The following is a 22049-nucleotide window of genomic DNA, read 5'->3' as shown; positions in this document are numbered from 1 at the left end:
ATGGCAATAAAAAATACCCCTCAATTTTTACGCGCTGCATTTGATGCGGCTTTAAAAACAGCCGATCCTAAAGTGATGCTGCCTGATGGTTTGCGCAAGGGTTTCAGCACCCCTTTAAAGGGTCGGTGCTTGGTTTTAGGCGCTGGAAAAGCAGCAGCTTCTATGGCGGTGGCTCTTGAGCAATACGCCCAAGAAAATTGGCCGCAAGCCCAGCTTGAAGGCATGGTCATCACTCGTTATGGTCATGGCTTACCAACCAAGAGTATTCAAGTGATTGAGGCTGGTCATCCGGTACCTGATGAAGCTGGTCTTAATGGCGCTAAAGAAACTCTGCGCTTGATCAGAACTTTGCAGCCTGGTGACCAACTGATTGCCCTCATCTCAGGCGGTGGATCAAGTCTTTTGACTTTACCTGCGGCAGATCTAAGCATTCAGGATTTGCAGATCACTACTCAGGCTTTATTGATGTCAGGTGCACCCATTGGTCAAATGAACATTGTGCGTAAACACCTATCGGGTATTTTGGGTGGTCACATGGCCAGAGAAGCCGCCGCTCGTGGTGCAAAGGTCGATGCCTTTTTGATTTCGGATGTGACTGGAGATCATCCATCCAGTATTGCTAGTGGACCTTGCGCACCGGATGAATCTACATTTGCAGATGCGCTTCAGATTCTGAAAGATTATGATTTGTTGCAAGGTCAAATTCCAAAAGTGGTGACTGATTATTTGCAGAATGGATTGTTAGGCAAAAATCCTGAGACACCAAAATCAGGCGATCCTATTTTTAAACAGATTAATAATCATCTTTTGGCGACTGCTCATTCTTGTTTGGAGGCGGCCGCCAGCTATTGCGAATCCCAGGGTGTCAAAGCAGTTATTTTGGGAGACACCGTGATGGGAGAAGCCAAAGATGTGGCTTTGATGCAAGCAGCGCTTGCGCGTGAAATTTATCTTCATGATCAACCGTTTAAAAAACCAGTGGCTCTTCTTTCGGGTGGTGAATGTACCGTCACAATTCCTCGTGAGATTAAAGGCCGTGGCGGTCGCTGCAGCGAGTTTTTATTGTCTTTGTATGTGGCCACCCCTGACCTTGGAACTCTGTCTGCTTTAGCGGCTGATACAGATGGCATTGACGGTAGTGAAAATAACGCGGGTGCATGGTTTGCATCAGAATCTAGAAAACTCATGAATAATGATCATCAATTGGCCAAAGATGGTTTAGCCAAACATGACAGTTATGGGTTTTTTAAAGACTTAGATACCTTGGTTCACACGGGTCCTACTTTGACGAATGTGAATGATTTTAGAATTTTGCTAATAGATAGTGAGTCTTGATACATGAGTTCAATCAACACAATTGAAATTACTCGTCCTGATGATTGGCATTTGCATATCAGAGACGGAGAAGTTCTAGCTGATTTGCTGAAGCACACGGCCAGCCAATTTGAGCGTGCCATCATCATGCCAAATTTAAAGCCACCAGTGACCACTGCAGAGATGGCAGCTGCTTATAAAAAACGTATCTTGGCGGCTTTACCAGCTGGTAGCTCATTCACTCCATTGATGGTTTTGTATTTGACTGATAACACCTCTGCAGATGAAGTGAAAAAAGCTCATCAAGAGGGCGTGGTTGGTTTCAAGCTGTATCCTGCTGGCGCGACCACTAACAGTGATGCTGGTGTCACAGACATTAAAAAGTGTGCGAAGGCTTTAGAAGCGATGGAATCTTGCGGCATGCCTTTGTTGATCCATGGCGAAGTAACGCACACAGATGTGGATGTGTTTGATCGTGAGGCAATTTTTATTGATCAGGTGCTAGAGCCTTTAAGAAGTCGTCATCTAGGTTTGAAGATCGTTTTTGAGCACATCACGACGCGCCAAGCTGCTCAGTATGTAGAGTCTGCTGATAGCCAGCGCTTTGGTGCAATTGCTGCGACTGTCACACCTCAGCATTTGCTTTACAACCGCAATGCAATTTTTACTGGTGGGATACGCCCTCATTATTACTGCTTGCCAATTTTAAAAAGAGAAGAACATCGTCAAGAATTGGTTCGTGTGTCCACTTCTGGTAACCCAAGATTTTTCTTGGGCACTGACAGTGCCCCTCATGTCAAAGGCACCAAAGAAAATGCCTGTGGTTGTGCTGGTTGCTACACAGCTTGGCATGCCATGCCTTTGTATGCAGAAGTATTTGATCAAGTCAACGCGCTTGATCGTTTAGAGGGATTTGCCAGTCACTTTGGCCCAGACTTTTATAACTTACCTAGAAACACGGGTAAGTTGATCTTAAAACGTCAGGCTCAACAAATACCGAATGAGTTCCCGATTGGCAGCAGCACCGTTGTTCCTCTTCGAGCCGGTGAAAGTCTTGCTTGGACAATAGTCGGTTAGACTAGCGGGGCAGAGTCGGTAAGGCAGCCGCTGCCTTGGTAACAAGGGGGAGGAAAGTCCGGACTCCATAGGACAGGGTGATGGCTAACGGCCATCCACGGTGACGTGAGGAATAGGGCCACAGAGACGAGCGTATTTAGTTACGGTGAAACGCGGTAACCTCCACTCGGAGCAATCCCAAATAGGCAAGCGTTGAGGCGGTCCGCTGAGCTTGCGGGTAGGGAGCTTGATTTCACTGGTAACGGTGAAACTAGATGAATGGTTGCCCCTGCATGAAAATGCGGGCGACAGAATCCGGCTTAATAGCCGGCTCTGCACTTTTTACTTGAGTTGATTACAGTTCGATCAATTCAATGCTGTGTGTGATTTCTGCAGTTTTGCCAAGCATGATGGTTGCTGAGCAATATTTGTCATGCGAGAGTTCAACAGCCTTTTCAACGCGGCTTTTATCCAAATTTTTACCACTCACTTTGAAGGTCATGTGGATCTTTGTGAAGATCTTTGGGTCCTCATTGGCGCGTTCAGCCTTCAAAGTGACCTGACAATCATGAATATTCTGTCTAGCTCGCTTCAAAATCATCACAACGTCAAAACAAGTGCATCCACCAGCCCCAACCAGCATCATTTCCATTGGGCGGGGGGCCAAGTTCCTACCCCCTGCATCGGGCGCACCATCCATGTTTACAAGGTGACCGCTGCCAGTTTCTGCAGAAAATGCCATGCCATCATTGCCCAACCATTTGACCGTTGTTTCCATAATTTCTTTCAAAAACTCACTTAGAAGATTAATTTAAGTATCAATGTTTGCCTTAGACAAATTGGAAAATATTCAATTAAAACAACAAGTTCCTTGAATAATTGACGATATTAACTATAATTTCTAACAACAATTGATTATCTATTGATGATTTTAGCTAATTCTTTGTTTGTCTCCTCCACCCTCTAAAAGGTGGATTTCAGCCCAGGATATCCTCCTGGGCTTTTTTTTGCTACAATTTGAGGCTTTCCTAGTTTGCCCATTAGGGAATTGTTGTACCAGCTGTTAATTTTGAACTGCGAGCCTGCAAGCATAAGCGGAGCCAAAGGGATGATGAGATGGTTGTTTTTTTAGGGCTTAACAATTTAAGGTAATCATGAAAACTTTCTCAGCAAAACCGCATGAGGTGAAGCGTGAGTGGTTCGTGATTGACGCTACGGACAAAGTCCTCGGTCGTGTCGCCAGTGAAGTGGCACACCGTCTACGCGGCAAGCACAAGCCAGAATTCACCCCCCACGTTGATACAGGCGACTTTATCGTCATCATCAATGCTTCTAAGTTGCGCGTAACTGGCACTAAGGGCTTGAATAAAAAATACTACACGCACAGTGGCTATCCTGGCGGCATCTACGAAACTAACTTCGACAAGATGCAAGCTCGTTTCCCTGGTCGTGCTCTCGAGAAGGCTGTTAAGGGCATGTTGCCTAAAGGCCCACTTGGCTATGCAATGATCAAGAAATTGAAAGTTTATGCAGAAGCTGACCACCCACACGCGGCTCAACAGCCAAGCGTTCTTGAGATCTAAGGAGCCGATATGATTGGAAACTGGAACTATGGTACTGGCCGTCGTAAGAGCTCAGTAGCCCGCGTATTCATCAAGGCTGGTAAAGGTGAAATTCTTGTAAACGGCAAGCCTATTGCTGAATACTTTGCTCGCGAAACATCACGTATGATTGTTCGTCAGCCGCTAGAGTTAACTAACCATGGTACAACGTTTGACATCAAAGTCAACGTATCAGGTGGTGGTGAAACTGGCCAAGCTGGTGCAGTTCGTCACGGTGTGACACGTGCATTGATCGACTACGATGCAGCTTTGAAGCCTACGCTTTCAAAAGCTGGTTTTGTTACTCGTGATGCTCGTGAAGTTGAGCGTAAAAAAGTTGGTTTGCATGGCGCGCGTCGTCGCAAACAGTTCAGCAAGCGTTAATTTTTTTGCTGTTCTACGAAAAGCCGCGCACTGCGCGGCTTTTTCTTTTCTACAATAGAGATATTGGAGGATTTAAATGATCAAAGTTGGCATAGTAGGTGGAACGGGCTATACAGGCGTTGAATTACTGCGTTTGTTATCTCAGCACCCAGAAGTTCAATTAACGGCTATCACGTCTCGTAAAGAGGCTGGCATGCCTGTTGCCGAAATGTTCCCTTCCTTGAGGGGCAGGGTTGATCTTTGCTTTTCTACGCCAGAAGATGCCAAGCTCACAGAATGCGATGCTGTTTTCTTTGCAACTCCTCATGGGGTTGCCATGGCTCAAGCCAAAGAGCTTTTGGCTGCTGGCGTCAAGATATTGGATTTAGCCGCAGACTTTCGTCTTAAAGATACTGCTGAATTTGAAAAATGGTACGGCATGCCTCATGCGTGTCCAGAGATTCTTGCTGAAGCGGTTTATGGCTTGGCTGAGATCAATCGTGAAGCAATTAAAAAAGCCAGAGTGGTTGGTTTGGCAGGTTGCTATCCAACGTCGGTTCAATTGGGCTTTGCGCCCTTGATTGCTCCAAAATCAACAGGTGGTAAAAAACTCATTGATTTAAACAGCTTGATCTCAGACTCAAAGTCTGGCGTTTCAGGAGCAGGCCGTAAAGCTGAAGTTGGCACCTTGATGGCTGAAGCCAGTGATAACTTTAAAGCGTATGGCGTGAAGGGTCACAGACACCATCCTGAGATTTGCCAGGGCTTATCAGCGATTGCTGGTGGTCAATCTGTGGGGCTGACATTTGTGCCTCATTTGACCCCAATGATCAGAGGTATTCATTCAACGTTGTATGCCCGTATCCTTCCTGACGGGAAAGATGTTGATTATCAAAGTCTTTTTGAGAAGTTTTATGCGGGTGAGCCCTTTGTTGATGTAATGCCTGCTGGCAGCACTCCAGAGACAAGATCCGTAAGAGGTAGTAATGCCCTAAGAATTGCGGTTCATCGTCCTCAGGGTGGCGATACCTTGGTTATTTTGGTGGTTGAGGATAACTTGGTAAAGGGTGCTTCAGGTCAAGGGGTTCAATGTTTGAACCTGATGTTCGGTTTGCCGGAAAAAACCGGGTTAAGTCATATTGCCCTGTTACCATAAACCCCTACAGCAATTATTGGCATTGAAGCCTACAATAGAGTCTATGTATTAAAAGGAGTTCATTATGAGCGCGACACAAACAACACAAAGTACTGAAAATTTAGAGCCGCCAATGCCGTTAGTTTTTACTGACAGCGCTGTGGCAAAAGTAGCCGATTTGATCGCTGAAGAAGGTAACCCAGATTTGAAATTGCGCGTATTCGTGCAAGGTGGTGGTTGCTCAGGCTTTCAGTATGGCTTCACATTTGACGAAGCAGTGAATGAAGACGACACATTGGTAACCAAAGACAATGTAACTTTGTTGATTGACTCAATGAGCTTCCAATATTTGGTAGGCGCAGAGATTGATTACAAAGAAGACATCAATGGTTCACAGTTTGTGATCAAGAATCCAAACGCCACAACAACATGTGGTTGCGGTTCTTCTTTCTCAGCTTAATTCATTAAGCAGGGTAGTGCGCACCTAGTACGCGCAAACCTTTAGCACCAGTGACAGCCGGCAAATTTGCTGGCTGTTTTCTTTGGTGGGCCCAAGCCAGCCAGGCAAAAGCGGCGGCTTCAACGGTTTGAGGATCAACACCTTTGACAGCAGTGCTCTGAATATTGTCTTGCGGTATCCAGGCACAAGCATTTTTTAAATGTGCCATCAGCTGCTGATTATTAATGCCACCACCACAAATCAACAATTGCTTAGTTTTAGGGCCATGTAGTTTGAGGTCTTGAGCGATTGATTGAGCGGTGAGTGCTAATAAGGTGGCCTGAATATCTTCCGGTCTTTGATTGAGGCAATCATTGATCGTTAAATGATGCTGGAGCCATTCAGGGTTGAATAAATCTCTGCCTGTGCTTTTCGGAGGAGCTTTTTTAAAGTAATCATCATCAAGCATGCTGCTTAAGAGTTTTTGAATCACTTGCCCTTTGGCAGCCCATTGACCATTTTCATCAAAAGATTGGCCAATCGATTGTTGGATCCAGTGGTCCATCAACACATTGCCTGGGCCACAATCAAAGCCAATCATTTTTTCTTCACGATTGGCCGGTATCAAACTTAGATTGGCAATACCACCAATGTTCAAGATGGCTAAATCTTCATGACAGGCAAACTGTGCCGCATGAAAAGCAGGCACCAAGGGGGCGCCTTGACCGCCCGCTGCAATATCGCGACTACGAAAATCAGCGATCACATCAATGCCAGTCAGTTCTGCTAATAAAGCAGGGTTGAGGGATTGTTTGGTGTAACCAATACCATCATGTGATTGAGGTTGGTGGCGGATGGTTTGTCCATGGGCGCCAATAGCACTGATATCAGATGGCTGAAGTTTTGCTTCCTGCAGGATGGCTACGCAGGCCAAATGATAATGTTGGGCCAAATGGTTGGCTGCTAGGGCTTCCTTGTGAAGTTCGTTATCACTGGGTGCCTGAAGATCAAAATAGGTATTTTTGAGGTTTTTCTCAAAAGGAACATCTTTGTGACATAAAACAGCGGTCTGCCCGTCATCGGAAATTTCAGCTAAAACAGCATCAATGCCATCCATGCTGGTTCCAGACATAATGCCAATATAGTAATTCTTCATAGGGTTGACTCTTAAGTGATGCGACAATGATGCTCTAGGAAATTAATGTAACCGATAGATTATGTCTTTAGCTAACGAGAATAAAACAGAACAAGTTAAATATCCAATCACGGACCGTGTTTTGGAGGCCATGGAGGTCTCAAAACGGGGTTGTGACGAATTATTGGTTGAGGCTGAGTGGTTGGCCAAGTTAGCCCGCAGCGAAGCCACCAAGACCCCTTTAAGGATCAAATTAGGTTTGGACCCAACGGCGCCTGATATTCATTTGGGCCACACCGTTGTTTTGAACAAAATGCGTCAATTACAAGATTTGGGCCATACGGTCATTTTCTTGATTGGCGACTTCACCAGCATGATTGGTGACCCATCTGGTAGAAATGCCACGCGTCCTCCTTTGACCAAAGAAGAGATTGCCATCAATGCTCAAACTTATTATCAGCAAGCAAGCTTGGTTTTAGATCCAAGCAAAACTGAGGTGAGATACAACAGCGAGTGGTGCGACCCATTGGGTGCCAGAGGCATGATTCAGTTGGCGGCTAAGTACACGGTTGCCCGCATGTTGGAGCGTGACGATTTCACCAAGCGTTACAAAGGTGGCATACCGATTTCTGTGCATGAGTTTTTATATCCTTTGATGCAAGGTTACGATTCTGTCGCACTGAAAAGTGATTTGGAATTAGGTGGCACGGATCAGAAATTTAATTTGCTGGTTGGTCGTGAACTACAAAAAGAATACGGACAAGAAGCTCAATGTATTTTGACAATGCCTTTGCTGGTTGGTACTGACGGCGTTGACAAGATGAGCAAGTCTAAAAATAACTACATCGGCATCAGCGAAGCACCAAGTGAGATGTTTGGTAAGTTGATGAGTATTTCTGATGAATTGATGTGGGGTTATTTCACACTACTTTCTTTCAAGCCACTTGCTGAGATTGCCAAAATGAAGGAAGAAGTTCTTTCTGGCAGAAATCCACGTGACTTTAAAGTGGCCTTGGCTCAAGAAATTGTGACTCGTTTTCATGATGCCAGCGCTGCTGATAAGGCATTAGAAGATTTCAATCATCGCGCTAAAGGCGGGGTGCCAGACGATATTCCTGAAATCACCTTAACAGGGGCGCCGATCGGTATTGGTCAGTTGCTCAAGCAAGCCAATTTGGTGCCCAGCACCTCTGAAGCGATGCGCAACGTTGAGCAAGGCGGAGTAAAAATTGATGGCGCCACTATCTCTGATAAAGCACTCAAAGTAGAAGCTGGAACATTTGTGGTGCAAGTTGGTAAGCGTAAATTTGCCAAAATAACTTTGTCGTAATTTATGACTGTTATTTATTTAATTCGCCATGGCGAAACTATGTGGAATCGCGAGAAGCGCTTACAGGGTCATATCGATATTGGCTTGAATGACATCGGTCACCAGCAGGCGGATCGTCTTGCAAAAAGCCTCGTGGACAAAAAGATCTCAGCCATCATTTCAAGTGATTTGAGTCGTGCCATTGATACGGCTAAACCGATTGCGCTTCATCATCAATTAGAACTTCATTTAGACCCAGCTCTAAGAGAAAGACACTATGGCGTGATGCAAGGTTTAAGCCATCAAGAAATTGCTGAGCATCACCCTGAAAATCATCGTGCTTGGAAAAATAGAGATATCCATTTTCAACCGGAGAATGGTGAGAGCTTGGCCCAGTTTAATGACCGGGTGGTGACAGCCATTGCTTCATGGGCTAAAAAATATGCAGGGCAAGAGATTGCCATTGTGGCGCACGGTGGGGTGCTTGATTGTTTGAACCGGGCTGCTAGAAAAGTGGCTTTAGATGTGGCCAGAGATTTTGAAGTATTGAATGCGAGCTTGAATACCCTGACTTATCGGAATGACCAGTTTGATTTAGTGCATTGGGGTGATGTTAATCACCTGAATGATGGCGATCAGCCGAGTAAATCTTTGGACGAGGTCGACGGTAGCCCAAGGTGAGCATAGGCCAGCGGTGTGGCCACTCTGCCTCGTGGAGTTCTTTGTAGAAAACCTTGCTGTATCAAGTAAGGTTCAATCACATCTTCAATGGTTTCTCTTTCTTCGCTGATGGCTGATGCTAAGTTATCAACGCCAACGGGCCCACCATCAAATTTATGAACAATGGCTTCAAGAAGCTTTCTGTCCATCACATCAAAGCCGACGGCATCAACATCCAACATTGATAAAGCTGCATCAGCAATGCTTTGTGAAATTTTTCCGTCCGCTTTTACTTCTGCATAGTCTCTCACGCGGCGCAATAGACGATTCGCAATTCTAGGAGTACCTCTTGAGCGTTTTGCAATCTCTAGGGCGCCACCATCATCTAAGCCAGCATTCAAAAGATTGGCTGAGCGTTTAACAATCGTTGCTAGTTCTTCAATTGAATAAAACTCAAGGCGCGCAACAATACCAAAGCGATCGCGTAATGGATTGGTGAGCATGCCTGCGCGTGTGGTTGCGCCAATGAGAGTGAAAGGTTTTAAATCAAGTTTGACGCTTCTGGCAGCTGGACCATCACCAATCATGATGTCAATCGCGTAATCTTCCAAAGCTGGGTACAAGATTTCTTCTACGACTGGAGATAGTCGATGAATCTCGTCAATGAATAAAACATCATTGGTTTCTAAATTCGTGAGTAGTGCAGCTAGATCACCTGGGCGGTCTAAAACAGGACCGCTGGTTTGGCGCAAGTTAACGCCCATCTCACGAGCAATGATGTGTGCAAGAGTTGTCTTACCAAGGCCTGGTGGACCAAATAGTAGGACGTGATCAAGCGCTTCTTGACGTTGTTTTGCTGCAGAGATAAAAATTTCTAGCTGTTCTCTGGCTTTTTTCTGACCAACATATTCTTCAAGCTGCTTAGGGCGTAAGGCACGCTCTAGTGCATTGTCATCAGTGCTAGCAGCGGCCGTCACCAATCTCTCCTCTTGAGGATCAAATGATGGGGTGATGTCGTCAGTTTTAATGGCCATGAAGAGAGTTTATAACTATTTCTACTTTGACTTATGCCTTAGATAGGGCTTTGAGTGCCAATCTGATGCCATCTGATACAGAACTGCCTGGGGTGACTTGTTTGAGGGCAAGCTGAGCTTCTTTATCGGAATAGCCCAGTGAGGTCAAAGCTTGCAAAATCTCAAGCTGACTGTCCACTTGAGGTGCCTGACCAGTGGTGCCAAGGTCTGCGCCAAACTTGCCTTTAAGCTCTAAAAGTAGGCGCTCAGCAGTTTTTTTGCCAATGCCTGGCACTTTGGTCAAGCGACCAGACTCTTGCAATGTGATGGCTTGAGAAAGTTCTTCAACACTCATGCCTGAGAGCAATGAAAGAGCAGTTCTTGCTCCCACACCGCTGATTTTGATCAGCGCTCTGAACGCTTCTCTTTCGGAGTCTGTGGCAAAACCAAATAATTGTTGAGCATCTTCTCTGACAACAAAATGAGTCAATAGAGTGACTTGTTGTCCCAAAGATGGCATCTGATAAAGAGTGCTCATAGGAACATCAACTTCATAGCCAACGCCATGGCAATCAATGATTAATCTGGGTGGGGTGTTGGCAACTAAGGTGCCTTGAATTCTTCCGATCATGTCGACATCTTAAGCTGATTAGCGAAATTGGTGAAGACGTTCGTTGAGCTCTCGATGATGAGCTGCGCAAATGGCGACCGCAAGAGCGTCTGAGGCATCTGTGCCAGCAACCTTGTTGAGCTTGAGTAAACGTTTGACCATTTCTTGAACTTGGCTTTTACTGGCTCTTCCGGTGCCTACGATGGCTTTCTTGACCTCCAGGGCGCTGAACTCAACCATCGGCAAACCATCGGATACCAAAGAGGCAATCGCCGCTCCTCGAGCTTGACCCAATAAAAGCGTGGATCTTGGGTTGACGTTTAGAAATACCTGTTCCATCGATGCTGCATTTGGTTGATATAGCTCGACCACTTCACGAATACCTGCATAAAGTGTCGCCAATCTCTGTGGCACTGGTATTTCTGTGCCACCAGTTTCAATCGTACCTGATGCAATGTAATGAAGGCGTTGACCCTGTACTTCTATCACGCCAAAACCTGTGACGCGAAGTGCTGGGTCAATACCTAAGATTCTCATTGATCAATGACGGAAGTGACGTGTGCCGGTGTAAACCATTGCAACACCGCGTTCATCCGCACCAGCAACCACTTCATCATCACGCATGCTGCCGCCTGGTTGAATCACGCAAGTAGCACCTGCATCAACAACCACATCTAAACCATCTCTGAATGGGAAGAAGGCGTCACTGGCTACTGCTGAGTTCTGTAAAGTTAAACCAGCGTTTTGAGCTTTGATGCTGGCAATTCTGGCTGAGTCAATGCGGCTCATTTGGCCAGCACCTACACCAAGGGTCATGCCGTCACCGCAGAAAACAATCGCATTTGATTTAACGTATTTAGCAACGCGCCAAGCAAACATCAAATCTTCCATTTCTTTGGCAGTCGGTTGACGCTTGGTCACGATGCGCAATTCAGATGGTAGAACGTTCTTCGAATCAGGGCTTTGAACCAAAAGACCACCGCCCACACGTTTGATGTCTTGTGGATTGATGGTTTCGGCCAATTCGATTTCTAATAAACGAACGTTTTGTTTGCTTGCAAAGATGGCCAATGCTTCTGGCGTGAATGCTGGAGCAATTAACACTTCAACGAATTGTTTAGAAACAGCTTCTGCTGTTGCGCCATCACATGGGCGATTAAACGCAATGATGCCGCCAAAAGCCGAAGTTGAATCAGTTTTAAATGCTTTTTGGTAGGCTTCAAGTGCTGAAGATGCAACTGCTACTCCGCAAGGATTGGCGTGTTTGATGATCACGCAAGCAGGCTGTCCTGTTGTCACTGTGCTGCCAAAGCTCTTAACGCATTCCCACGCTGCATCAGCGTCGGCAATGTTGTTGTATGACAATTCTTTACCTTGTAGCTGGCGGTAATTGGCCAATGCGCCAATCACTGATTGAGTGTCTTTATAGAAAGCAGCACTTTGATGTGGGTTTTCACCATAGCGCATTTCTTGAACCTTATCGAACGCTAAGTGGAAAGTCTGTGGGTAGGCACTTCTGTTGCCGTGATCCAAGTCATCGCCAAGGCTTGATAAATAGTTTGCAATCGCACCGTCATATTGAGCTGTGTGCGCATACACTTTTTTAGCTAATGCAAAGTTTGTTTTGAATGAAACCTCATTCTTGTTAGCGCGCATTTCAGATAAAACCGCATCGTAGTCAGATGGTGAAATAAGCACAGTCACATCTTGATGATTTTTTGCTGCTGCACGCAACATGGCTGGACCACCAATATCAATGTTCTCAATCGCATCTTCAAATGAACAAGTTTGTTGTGCCACCGTTTTTTGAAATGGATAAAGGTTAATAACCAACATATCAATCGCTTCAATGCCATGCTCTTTAATGGCTGCCATGTGCTCTGGAGTGTCTCGGCGAGCAAGCAAACCACCATGCACCATTGGGTGCAATGTTTTTACGCGACCATCAAGCATTTCTGGAAAGCCAGTGATTTCTGAAACTTCAATAACAGGCAGGCCATTTTCAGCCAGTAGTTTGGCAGTGCCACCAGTGGAGATTAATTTAACGCCACACTCGTGAAGTGATTTTGCAAATGGAACAATGCCAGATTTATCTGAGACAGAAAGAAGGGCTGTACGAATCATAGTTATCTTTAAAGTTAATGTGAGTAAATGAAATTGGATTTAAGTGAAGTGGGGCTTATAAGAGACCGTGCTCTTGTAGTTTTTTTCTTAGGGTGTTTCTGTTGATGCCTAAATAATTGGCGGCCAAGGATTGATTTTGTCCGGCATGCTGCATGATCAGTTCTAGTACAGGCTTTTCCATGACAGTCAAAACCATTTGGTAAACATTGCTTGGAGCGGTGTCACCCAAGTCATCTAAATAACGCTTCAGATGTTTTTCGATGGTCTGGCTAACTGGGTGTTGAACTGGGGGTTGCATATCAAGCAGCTTCTAAATAAATTAAGTGTTCAGATTCTTGTTTCAGTGAATCAAAGAAATTATTCACTGTTTTTAATTGTTCTTGGCAATCGTCTATTGTATTCATGTGCTGCTTAAATACATGAGATCCTTTGAGTCCTTTGCAATACCAGGCAATGTGTTTGCGGGCAGTTCTAACGCCGGCGTATTCCCCATAAAAGCTGTAGTGATCCAACAAGTGATGGTTCATGATGTCTTGAATTTCTGAAATTTTCGGAGCAGGTAAATGCTCGCCTGTTTCAAGGAAGTGCAAAATTTCACGAAAAATCCAAGGACGTCCTTGCGCAGCTCGACCAATCATCAAAGCATCAGCCCCAGTTTGTTGCAGAACATAGGCTGCTTTTTCTGGGGAGTTGATGTCGCCATTGGCAACCACAGGAATATTGATCGAAGCTTTAACGGCCGCGATGGTGTCGTATTCAGCTTCACCACGATACAAATCAGCTTTTGTTCTGCCATGGATGGTGAGCATTTCAATACCGCTATTGACGGCTATTCTGGCGATATTGAGGGCATTTTTATTGTCTCTATCCCAACCTGTTCTGATTTTTAATGTCACTGGTACCAAGGGATGGTCTTTTTTAACCGAGGAGACAATCTTTTCTAAGATTCTGCCAACCAGGACTTCATCTTTTAGAAGAGCTGATCCAGAGGCTACATTGCAAACCTTCTTTGCGGGGCAACCCATATTGATATCGATGATTTGTGCGCCACGATCCACATTTAAGATGGCCGCTTCTGCCATCATGTCAGGGTCTGCGCCAGCAATTTGGACTGAAATCGGCTCAACTTCACCATCATGGTTCGCTCGGCGGAGGGTTTTGGGGCTATTCCAAAGCATGGCATTGGAAGCAATCATTTCAGAAACCGCATATCCCGCACCTAAACGCTTACAGAGCTGCCTAAAAGGGCGATCGGTTACTCCGGCCATGGGAGCAACAAATAAATGATTGGGGAGCGTGTAGGGGTCTAATTTCATCAGGACGCCACTCTAACATGTCAGACTGACTTTTGCCTAAATTTTAGGCAGATTGGTGCTTTAGCGCTGACCAAACATCATTTGTCTGGTGATGCCTTGTTTGAGGGGGCTGAGTAGCTGAAGGCTGGACAGTGCAATGCCTCTTCCCCAGATGACTGGCTTTAACTTTGAGGTAAAAACTCTGGCTAAAAAGTCGGTGGTGCCAATCGTGGCTTTTCGATCTTTTTTACGAAGTTGTTCGTATTTTTCAAGTGCTCGATGATCATCATTTTCATCACACAGCACATCCGCCAAAGTATGGGCATCTCGCAAGCCTAAATTAAGTCCTTGGCCAGCCACCGGGTGCATCGTTTGTGCTGCATTACCAATCCACACTTCATTTTTATCAACTATCTTTTTTCTGGCATTTAAACCCAGTTGATAACTTCTTAGTTCAGCAGCATCGATGAATGTGCCGGCGCGAGATCCGAATGCCTCTTGTAGTTCTTTGATGAAAGTGTCTTTATCAAGTTGCAGGCGTCGCTCGGTGGAGGCAGGACTGCCGCACCAAACCAAATTAAGGTATTCAGGGCCTTGATGGTTTGGCAGCAAAGCAAGCGGCCCTTCATCTGTGAATCTTTCCCAAGCCATGTGTTGGTTGAGTTGATTGGTTTTAACCCAGCCAACAATCGCGCTTTGTTGATAGTCGCGATAAATCTCTTGCCAGTCTTGTTGTTTGAAAAGACCGCCTTCAGCATGAACAATCACATCACCAAGTTGATCAAGATTCAATTGATCATTGGCTTGATTGAAATGCCATTGAAAGTTGGGTGATTGACCTGCTATTTTTTTCAAAGCTTGTCTCAGAGTCAAGTGAATGTCGGCATAACGAACAATGTGACCCAGAGCGTCTTGTTGAAGCTCTTCTCTTTTCACAATGGCTTTACCAAAGTGGCCTCTGTGAGAGATATGAATGGTGTGAATAGCAGGAGACGGTGTTGGCCAAGCATTGATTGTTTTGAGGAGCAAATGACTGCCTTGTGAAACTGCAATACCGCGACTATCACCTTGCTGAATTGAGTCATCAGCTTCTGGCAGGCGGTCAAATAGATGCAAGTGCGCATCGGGTTGTTTGCTCAATATCCAATTGGCACATGCTAAACCCACAGGGCCGGCGCCTATGATGGCAATTTTTTTCATGATTGCTTCATTAAGTACTCAATCTCATCTGCTTTGACTGGTACGTCACGACTCATCAGTTCACACTCGCCATTGGTCACTAATGCATCATCTTCAATGCGAATACCAATGTCCCAATAGCGTGGATCGACATCATCTGCTTTGCGGATATAAAGCCCTGGCTCGATGGTTAAAACCATGTTTGGCTTGAGTGAGCGCCAAGCTTTTGGTTCTGTTGAACTGCCGGGCTCTCTGTAGTTGCCGACATCATGAACATCCATGCCTAACCAGTGACTGGTTCTGTGCATGTAGAAGCGTTGGTAGGCTTTTGTTTCTAGTGCGTTATCAAGTCCACCAATTATTTTTTTATCAAGCAGATTTAAATCAAGCAAACCTTGGGTGAGAACTTTTAGAGCGGCATCGTGAGGTGCTTGAAAATCAAAGCCGACCTTGGTGACTGCAATCGATGCTTCTTGAGCGGCCAATACGATGTCATAAATGGCTCGTTGAGCCCCGGAGTATTTGCCGTTCACGGGAAATGTGCGCGTGATGTCTGAGGCATAACCGTCCAGTTCGCAACCAGCATCAATCAAACATAAATCACCATCTTTTAGTTCAGTATTGCCAGCGCGATGGTGAAGCACACAGGCATTAGCACCGCCTGCAACAATGCTGTTGTAAGCAACGCTTTGTGCGCCTGCATTTCTGAATGCATATAGAAGTGATGCTTCTAGGTGGTATTCACGAAGACCAGGCTTAGAGGCTTTCATGGCACTGATATGGCCGTCTGCGGCGATCTTGCCAGAGGCGCGCATGATATTTATTTCATGAGCATCTTTGAATAGACGCATTTCATGAATCATCGCTTCAACATCTTCAATTCTATTGGGCGTGCTTGCGCCAGAACGTGACATGCCTCTGACTTTTTGTAACCAACTCTTGAGTTGATTTTGTAATGGACCTTCGCTGCCGAGTCTTGCATAAATCGCTGGTTGATCAGCCAAAAAGTCAGGCATCAAGTTATCTAATTCATTTTGCGCAAATGCTTGATCAACGCCGAGTTCAGCTGGGGCCGCCTCAGGACCTAAACGCCAGCCATCCCAAATCTCACGTTCTAAATCTTTGGGGCGACAAAAAAGAATCGACTTGCTTGATTTCTTATCAACCATCATCACCAATGTGGCGCCTGGTTCTGTGAATCCAGTCAGGTAGTAAAAATCAGAATCATGACGATAGGCAAAGTCACTGTCTCGATTTCTAAAATGCTCGGGGGCTGTTTCTAAAACTAAGACGCCACCATCACTTTTCCTCAGCATGATTTCTGCCAACCGCGCTCTTCGATTGGCGTAGATATCTTTGGGGAAGTTATTCATTGTTGTCATGGTTATTTATTCAGCTCAGCCAATCTTTCGGGAGTTCCAACATCCACCCATGGGACGCTCAGTGCTTCACCTAATACTCGATTCTCACTCATGGCCTGTCTGAGGATTGGAGCAAGCTTGGCAATTTCCCCTATCTTAATACTTTTAAACAAATCTTGATGGTAGATACCCGCCCCTGAAAAGGTGAGGCTTGAGCCTTTTACATCCTTGTCTTTAACCAAGAGGCCCTCTAGTTGAAAATCTCCTTGAGGGTTGTGATCCGGATTCTGAACTAAAAAAAGATAAGCCAGGCTTGTTGGGTGATCAACTCGCAATTGTTGAACAATGTTTTGAATTCTTTCGAAGGGAAAGCTTGGACAAAACACATCGCCATTGATGGCAAAAAAGTAATCATCCAATTTCATCAAGCTCATGCCTTGGCGCAATCCGCCGGCAGTTTCTAAAGCCGTTAGTTCTTTAGAGCATTGCACATCGAATGCTGTGCTCTTAAATTGAGATACATGCGCGACCACTTGTTCGCCTAACCAAGCATGATTGACAACCACTTGAGTAAAGCCATTCTTCAAGAGACCGTCCATGTGCCAGTCAATCAGTTTTTTACCTTGAACTTCTAATAATGGCTTCGGGGTGTGGTCAGTCAGTGGACGCATTCTTTCCCCTCGGCCTGCGGCCAATACCATGCAAGGAATAGGGGAGAGATTGGTCATTAAAAAGTTAATCCGTCTGGGCGGTCAATGCCTTCGATGGTGTCTAAAAGCTGTAGAAGGGGTTTAAGGGCAATGTATCTTTCAGCCACTTTTCTAGTGTATTTGAAAACCAAAGGAATATCTTTTAAATAGCCATCCTTGCCGTCACGGTGATAAAGGCGAGCAAAGATACCTAAAACTTTTAAATGTCTTTGTAGGCCCATCCATTCGAAATCACGATAGAAGTCGCCAAACTCTTGGGGTACTGGCAATCCAGCTTTGCGGGCCTTGTCCCAATAGCGGATCAGCCAGTCCATTTGCTCAGGCTCTTCCCATTCAATGTAGGCATCACGATACAAAGAGGCCAAATCGTAAGTGATGGGACCGTAGACCGCATCTTGGAAATCCAAAATCCCTGGATTGTTTTCACCAATCACCATCAGATTTCTACTGTGAAAATCTCGGTGAACGTATACCTGCGCTTGGGAGAGGTTATTTTCTAGAATTAGCTCAAAAATATGGGCCAAATCGGCGCTTTGTTTTGAATTCAGCTCTAAATTGAGGTGTTTACCCAAATACCACTCGGTAAATAGATTCAGCTCACGACTCAGCAGCTCTTTGTTGTACTCAGGAAGAATGCCTGGTTTGCTGGCCAATTGCAGTTGAATCAGGGCTGAATTGGCATCTTCATAGAGCTTTGGGGCAGAGACCGGATTGAGCGCTGATAGATAGGTTTCATTGCCCAAATCACTTAAAAGCAAAAATCCTTGATCAGTGTCTTGTTCAAGAACCAATGGCACATTGAGTTTGGCTTGGGCAAAAAGCTCAGAAATAGCGATAAAAGGCTTGGTGTCCTCGGTTGCTGGCGGGGCGTCCATCACGATAAAACTCTGATGAGCCCCATTTTTATTGCCTGTGACCCTGAAATAACGCCTAAAACTGGCGTCGCTTGATGCGGGCGCCAAGCTTTCAGGAGTTAGTGACCACTTGCTTGCCAAATTAGCCAACCAAGAATTTAATTGAGATAAGCGGATATCAGGGTTCATGGGTTCGTATAATAAAAGCACTTAAGTCATATGCCTAAAACTTTTATCGTTCCGAGCTTTATTCTCGATATCAAACGACTCCCATCACTTCTTAAAGTGGGAGGTTTTTGTGCTTCTTTTTCTCTGGCATCAATGGGTTTTGCCCAAGATGTTTTGCCCAAGGAAGATCCGCTAAAACTGAAGTTAGCAGACCAGTTATTGGTAAGACCCGTTGTTCCTGATGATGTGGCACCGACTTTTACTTCATCCAAGAAATTGGACGGAGTCATGGATCGTCAAATGCGCCTAGAGGGCGATGCGGTGATCAGAAGAAATCGCACGGTGATCAAGGGCGATGTCATCACTTATGACCCTGATACCGATATTGCAGATGTTGATGGCCATGCAACCTTATTAAAAGACTCCACTTCTTTCAAAGGTCCCAAAGCAAAAATCAAGGTTGATGCTCAAGAGGGCTGGATGGATGAGCCTGACTATGAACTTAGAGATATTGGCGGTGGCGGTAAGGCTCGCCGAGTTGAGTTCAAAGAAGACAATGAAATTGAATTTGAAAAGTTAACGTACAGCACTTGCCGCCCAGAAAATTTAGATTGGTATTTGACGGCCAGTCGAATGGATGTAGAGCAAGATACTCAAACAGCGGTCGGAACTAATGCCGTTCTTCATTTCTTCGAAGTACCTATTTTGTATACGCCGATCTTTTCATTGCCTACTGGCTCTGGGCGTCGTTCAGGATTCTTATCTCCAACGTACGGTCGTGCCAGTCGTGGCGGGGTTAAAGGTTGGGATATCACTGTTCCTTACTATATCAATTTGGCACCTAATCGAGACATGACTTTGTTCCCCCGCTACCTTGAGGGGCGTGGTGAGCAGTTGGGTGTTGAATATCGTTACTTGGATAGAAATTACACGGGTGTGGTCACTGCTGAAGCTTTGGATGATGCTGCTTATGGCAAAAATCGTTGGGCCTTTGGTTTAAAGCACACTCAAAATATTGCGAATGGTCTTCAGGGGTACGCTGATTACAGCAAGGTATCGGATGACTTGTATGTTGATGATCTGGGTAAGAGCTTGAATGGTGTGGTCAATCGCCAGTTCAACCAAGAAGTTGGCGCAAGGTATGGCTATGCTGGCTGGAATATTTTGACCAGAGTACAAAAGTTCCAAACTTTACAGCCAGATCCAAACCCTGCTTATCAAGTACTTCTGCCATATGAGCGAGAGCCACAAGTCAATGCTAAATATGTCAGAAATAATTGGAGTGGTTTGAATGTCACTGTTGAAACAGATGCTACCAAGTTCACATACAAAGGTTTAGTTAACTCTAGTAGAACCTTTAAAGAAGGTAATCGTGCTTATGCAACCACATCGGTTGCTCGTCCATTCATGACGCCTGGGTATTACCTGACTCCAAAGGTATCTTTAAGAACAACGCAATATTCAGTGGATCCTTTTCCTGGTCAAGCTGATTTAAATAAAAATATCACTTTACCAACATTCAGCTTGGATTCAGGTTTGATCCTTGAGCGTGATGCTCTTGAGTTAAATACATTGTTCAGTAGAAATATATTGATGACTCTTGAGCCAAGAGCTTTTTATGTTTACACACCATACCGTTATCAAAACGATTTACCTTTATTTGATACCGCTGATGCTGGTTTTGGAATCTCTCAGATTTTTAGTGAAAATTCTTTTGCTGGTAATGACCGTATCGCCGATAACAACAAAGTAACCTTTGGTATTACTTCACGAGTTTTAGATGCTGACACAGGTATTGAACGTTTACGTGCCACCATTGCTCAACGTATTGATATGGAAGGTCAGCGCGTTGGCTTGACCACCGAACAGACTCCTATAAAGAGATCCGATCTATTGGCAGGTCTCTCCACTCGCTTGGTGGGTAACTTTAACCTTGATGGTGTGATTCAGTACAACGAGCAAATATCTAAATTAGTTCAGCAAAGCGTGACAGCCAGCTATCGACCTGAATTAAGAAAATTATTAAATGCCAGCTATAAGAGAGTGATTAACCCTGCTGATGCCAAAGCAACTTCAGACCAGTATGAGCTTTCAGGGCAATGGCCCATCACACGTCAGTGGTACGGTATTGCACGCTACAACTTCGACTTAATTTCTAATCAGGTATTGAATCGAGTGGCCGGTCTTGAATACGATGCCGATTGCTGGGTGGTCAGAGTGGTTCACCGTCACTATCAAAACACATCTGTGTTGTCGACTTCTGAAATTTATATGCAGATTGACTTTAAGGGCTTCACTGGTTTGGGCAGTAACCCTATTAACTTAATTCGTTTTAATATACCTGGATATGAGCCCATCAGCCCTAATCCAGCACCAATATCACCATTTGAAAGTTACGAATGAAGCTAGCTAATATTGTTTTCAGTGCAATTGCTTTGATGCTCTTCAGTGAGATGCCTTTAGCGCAAAATAAAAATAGATCCATCGATGAGGTGATTGCAGTCGTTGATACAAGCCTGGTAACCAAGTTGGAGCTTGAAAACAGAATCGCCCAGATTGAAAAACAATTCAAAGCTGCCAATAGAGCATTGCCTCCTGCAGATGATTTAAGGGCGCAAGTTTTAGAGCGTTTGATTTCTGATCGTATTCAACAAAACTTAGCAAAAGAAGCTGGAATTAAAGTCAGCGATAAAGATTTAGACAGAATTCTTGGCAACATCGCAGCGCAAAGTAAATTATCAGTTACAGAACTAAAGCTCAAGATTGAAAAAGAGGGCACGAGCTTTAATAAGTACAAAGAAGAAATTCGCAAAGAAGTACAAGCGGCAAGATTACGTGAACGTGAAGTCGATGCGCGTGTGCAAGTCAGTGAAAGCGAAATTGATAGCTACATTTCTGAAAAAAATAGAGGCAAAGTATTGCAGGCGGGTAATGATGAAATTTATCTTGCCCAGTTGGTGGTTGCTTTGCCAGCCAATGCCAGCGAGTCTGAGATAGCTGCGGCAAAAAATAAAGCCGAAGATGTTTTAAAGCAAGCAAGTGCTGAAAAAGACTTTTTAGCTTATGGCAAAAAGATTGCACTGCCAGGATCAGGTATTCGAGTTGAAGATCTTGGTTATAGAACCTTGGATCGTTTGCCGCAATTGTTTGTGGATGGCGCTCAGGGCATTGGAGCCAATCAAATGATTCCTCGTATTTTGCAAAGTGGCGCTGGTTTTCACATCATCAAAGTGCTTGATAGAAAAGGCGCCTTATCAGCAAATGCTCAAAACATTGTTGTGACGCAAACTCAGGCTCGACATATTCTTTTGAGACATCGTCCTGGTGTGACAGACCTTGAAGCTCAGCGTCGATTAAATGGTTTTAAAGACCAAATCAAAGTGAAGGCATCTGATTTTTCACTGTTGGCCAAGAAGCATTCAGAAGATGGTTCTGCGCCAAACGGTGGCAATTTGGGTTGGATGTCTCCTGGTGAATTGGTGCCAGAATTTGAGCAGGCCATGAACCAATTAAATATCAATGAAGTCAGTGATCCAGTGAGAACTGAATTTGGTTGGCATTTGATTCAAGTGGTTGAAAGACGTCAAGCTCAACTATCGGCTGATAAGCAGCGTGATTACGCCAGAGCTGCCATCAGAGAGAAGAAGTTGGATCAAGCCTACCAAGACTGGATTCGTCAAATCAGAGATGCGGCCACTGTAGAAATCCGCCAATCTAATTAAC

At 44.9% G+C, this 22049-nt stretch carries 22 protein-coding genes and 1 other RNA gene; 11 read left to right on the top strand and 12 right to left on the bottom strand.

Features of this window, described 5'->3' with window-relative positions; translation table 11 throughout:
* From GQ367_RS07670 to rnpB, 3 genes are all read left to right on the top strand, one after another.
* Positions 1 to 1335 (top strand): glycerate kinase, encoded by a 1335-nt coding sequence (locus GQ367_RS07670; protein ID WP_215290382.1) that lies wholly within the window; start codon positions 1 to 3, stop codon positions 1333 to 1335.
* 3 nt (positions 1336 to 1338) lie between these two features.
* Positions 1339 to 2391, top strand: a complete 1053-nt coding sequence (gene pyrC / locus GQ367_RS07665; protein ID WP_215290381.1) for a dihydroorotase — start codon at positions 1339 to 1341, stop codon at positions 2389 to 2391.
* Positions 2392 to 2402: 11 nt separating this feature from the next.
* Positions 2403 to 2709: RNase P RNA component class A (gene rnpB, locus GQ367_RS07660), an RNA gene on the top strand.
* A gap of 16 nt (positions 2710 to 2725) precedes the next feature.
* On the opposite strand, the gene GQ367_RS07655 is transcribed toward rnpB, so the two are convergent.
* The gene (locus GQ367_RS07655; protein ID WP_215290380.1) at positions 2726 to 3148 is read right to left on the bottom strand and encodes an OsmC family protein; all 423 of its coding nucleotides are present in this window, start codon (positions 3146 to 3148) and stop codon (positions 2726 to 2728) included.
* Between the two features lie 376 nt (positions 3149 to 3524).
* On the opposite strand from GQ367_RS07655, the gene rplM reads away from it, so the two are divergent.
* The 4 genes from rplM (at position 3525) to erpA (ending at position 5929) form a co-directional block, all read left to right on the top strand.
* Complete coding sequence (gene rplM, locus GQ367_RS07650) at positions 3525 to 3953, top strand: 50S ribosomal protein L13 (protein WP_088812964.1); 429 nt, start codon at positions 3525 to 3527, stop codon at positions 3951 to 3953.
* Between the two features lie 9 nt (positions 3954 to 3962).
* Complete coding sequence (rpsI, locus tag GQ367_RS07645) at positions 3963 to 4355, top strand: 30S ribosomal protein S9 (protein WP_088812966.1); 393 nt, start codon at positions 3963 to 3965, stop codon at positions 4353 to 4355.
* Between the two features lie 76 nt (positions 4356 to 4431).
* The gene (argC, locus tag GQ367_RS07640; RefSeq protein ID WP_215290379.1) at positions 4432 to 5490 is read left to right on the top strand and encodes an N-acetyl-gamma-glutamyl-phosphate reductase; all 1059 of its coding nucleotides are present in this window, start codon (positions 4432 to 4434) and stop codon (positions 5488 to 5490) included.
* Between the two features lie 64 nt (positions 5491 to 5554).
* Positions 5555 to 5929 carry an iron-sulfur cluster insertion protein ErpA gene (erpA, locus tag GQ367_RS07635; RefSeq protein WP_089514778.1) on the top strand — a complete coding sequence of 125 codons (375 nt, stop codon included), beginning with the start codon at positions 5555 to 5557 and terminating at the stop codon, positions 5927 to 5929.
* Between the two features lie 4 nt (positions 5930 to 5933).
* On the opposite strand, the gene GQ367_RS07630 is transcribed toward erpA, so the two are convergent.
* Positions 5934 to 7064: an anhydro-N-acetylmuramic acid kinase gene (locus tag GQ367_RS07630; RefSeq protein ID WP_215290378.1), complete on the bottom strand. Its 1131-nt coding sequence runs from the start codon at positions 7062 to 7064 to the stop codon at positions 5934 to 5936.
* A gap of 61 nt (positions 7065 to 7125) precedes the next feature.
* Between GQ367_RS07630 and tyrS the strand changes: the two genes are divergently transcribed.
* Both tyrS and GQ367_RS07620 read left to right on the top strand, forming a co-directional pair.
* On the top strand, positions 7126 to 8373 hold the full coding sequence (gene tyrS, locus GQ367_RS07625) for a tyrosine--tRNA ligase (RefSeq protein WP_215290377.1): 1248 nt from the start codon (positions 7126 to 7128) through the stop codon (positions 8371 to 8373).
* Positions 8374 to 8376: 3 nt separating this feature from the next.
* Positions 8377 to 9033, top strand: a complete 657-nt coding sequence (locus GQ367_RS07620) for a histidine phosphatase family protein (RefSeq protein WP_215290376.1) — start codon at positions 8377 to 8379, stop codon at positions 9031 to 9033.
* On the opposite strand, the gene ruvB is transcribed toward GQ367_RS07620, so the two are convergent.
* From ruvB to GQ367_RS07570, 10 genes are read right to left on the bottom strand one after another with little or no spacing between them, the layout of a single operon-like run.
* The gene (gene ruvB, locus GQ367_RS07615; RefSeq protein WP_089514774.1) at positions 8988 to 10046 is read right to left on the bottom strand and encodes a Holliday junction branch migration DNA helicase RuvB; all 1059 of its coding nucleotides are present in this window, start codon (positions 10044 to 10046) and stop codon (positions 8988 to 8990) included. The two genes, GQ367_RS07620 and ruvB, sit on opposite strands and share 46 nt — an antisense overlap.
* Before the next feature lie 31 nt (positions 10047 to 10077).
* The gene (gene ruvA / locus GQ367_RS07610) at positions 10078 to 10656 is read right to left on the bottom strand and encodes a Holliday junction branch migration protein RuvA (RefSeq protein WP_215290375.1); all 579 of its coding nucleotides are present in this window, start codon (positions 10654 to 10656) and stop codon (positions 10078 to 10080) included.
* A gap of 18 nt (positions 10657 to 10674) precedes the next feature.
* On the bottom strand, positions 10675 to 11172 hold the full coding sequence (ruvC, locus tag GQ367_RS07605; protein ID WP_215290374.1) for a crossover junction endodeoxyribonuclease RuvC: 498 nt from the start codon (positions 11170 to 11172) through the stop codon (positions 10675 to 10677).
* A gap of 3 nt (positions 11173 to 11175) precedes the next feature.
* A complete protein-coding gene (gene purH, locus GQ367_RS07600; RefSeq protein WP_215290373.1) occupies positions 11176 to 12759 on the bottom strand; it encodes a bifunctional phosphoribosylaminoimidazolecarboxamide formyltransferase/IMP cyclohydrolase in 1584 nt (527 codons plus the stop codon).
* 55 nt (positions 12760 to 12814) lie between these two features.
* On the bottom strand, positions 12815 to 13057 hold the full coding sequence (locus GQ367_RS07595; protein ID WP_089514770.1) for a helix-turn-helix domain-containing protein: 243 nt from the start codon (positions 13055 to 13057) through the stop codon (positions 12815 to 12817).
* A gap of 1 nt (position 13058) precedes the next feature.
* A complete protein-coding gene (gene dusB / locus GQ367_RS07590; protein ID WP_215290372.1) occupies positions 13059 to 14075 on the bottom strand; it encodes a tRNA dihydrouridine synthase DusB in 1017 nt (338 codons plus the stop codon).
* Between the two features lie 60 nt (positions 14076 to 14135).
* On the bottom strand, positions 14136 to 15254 hold the full coding sequence (locus tag GQ367_RS07585; protein WP_215290371.1) for an FAD-dependent monooxygenase: 1119 nt from the start codon (positions 15252 to 15254) through the stop codon (positions 14136 to 14138).
* Positions 15251 to 16615: an aminopeptidase P N-terminal domain-containing protein gene (locus GQ367_RS07580; protein ID WP_215290370.1), complete on the bottom strand. Its 1365-nt coding sequence runs from the start codon at positions 16613 to 16615 to the stop codon at positions 15251 to 15253. The genes GQ367_RS07585 and GQ367_RS07580 overlap by 4 nt, the downstream gene beginning before the upstream one ends.
* Before the next feature lie 2 nt (positions 16616 to 16617).
* Positions 16618 to 17265, bottom strand: coding sequence for a sugar phosphate nucleotidyltransferase (locus GQ367_RS07575; RefSeq protein WP_251370151.1), 648 nt, complete (start codon positions 17263 to 17265; stop codon positions 16618 to 16620).
* A gap of 56 nt (positions 17266 to 17321) precedes the next feature.
* Positions 17322 to 18347, bottom strand: a complete 1026-nt coding sequence (locus GQ367_RS07570; protein WP_215290368.1) for an aminoglycoside phosphotransferase family protein — start codon at positions 18345 to 18347, stop codon at positions 17322 to 17324.
* A 132-nt stretch (positions 18348 to 18479) separates the two neighbouring features.
* Between GQ367_RS07570 and GQ367_RS07565 the strand changes: the two genes are divergently transcribed.
* Together GQ367_RS07565 and GQ367_RS07560 are read left to right on the top strand one after the other, a co-directional pair.
* The gene (locus GQ367_RS07565; RefSeq protein ID WP_215290367.1) at positions 18480 to 20729 is read left to right on the top strand and encodes an LPS-assembly protein LptD; all 2250 of its coding nucleotides are present in this window, start codon (positions 18480 to 18482) and stop codon (positions 20727 to 20729) included.
* A complete protein-coding gene (locus GQ367_RS07560; protein WP_215290366.1) occupies positions 20726 to 22048 on the top strand; it encodes a peptidylprolyl isomerase in 1323 nt (440 codons plus the stop codon). The genes GQ367_RS07565 and GQ367_RS07560 overlap by 4 nt, the downstream gene beginning before the upstream one ends.
* Position 22049 lies beyond the last annotated feature (1 nt).

Origin of the sequence: Polynucleobacter sp. MWH-CaK5 (assembly GCF_018687615.1) — a bacterium.
Lineage (GTDB): Bacteria > Pseudomonadota > Gammaproteobacteria > Burkholderiales > Burkholderiaceae > Polynucleobacter.
This window is presented reverse-complemented; position numbering and strand designations above follow the sequence as displayed.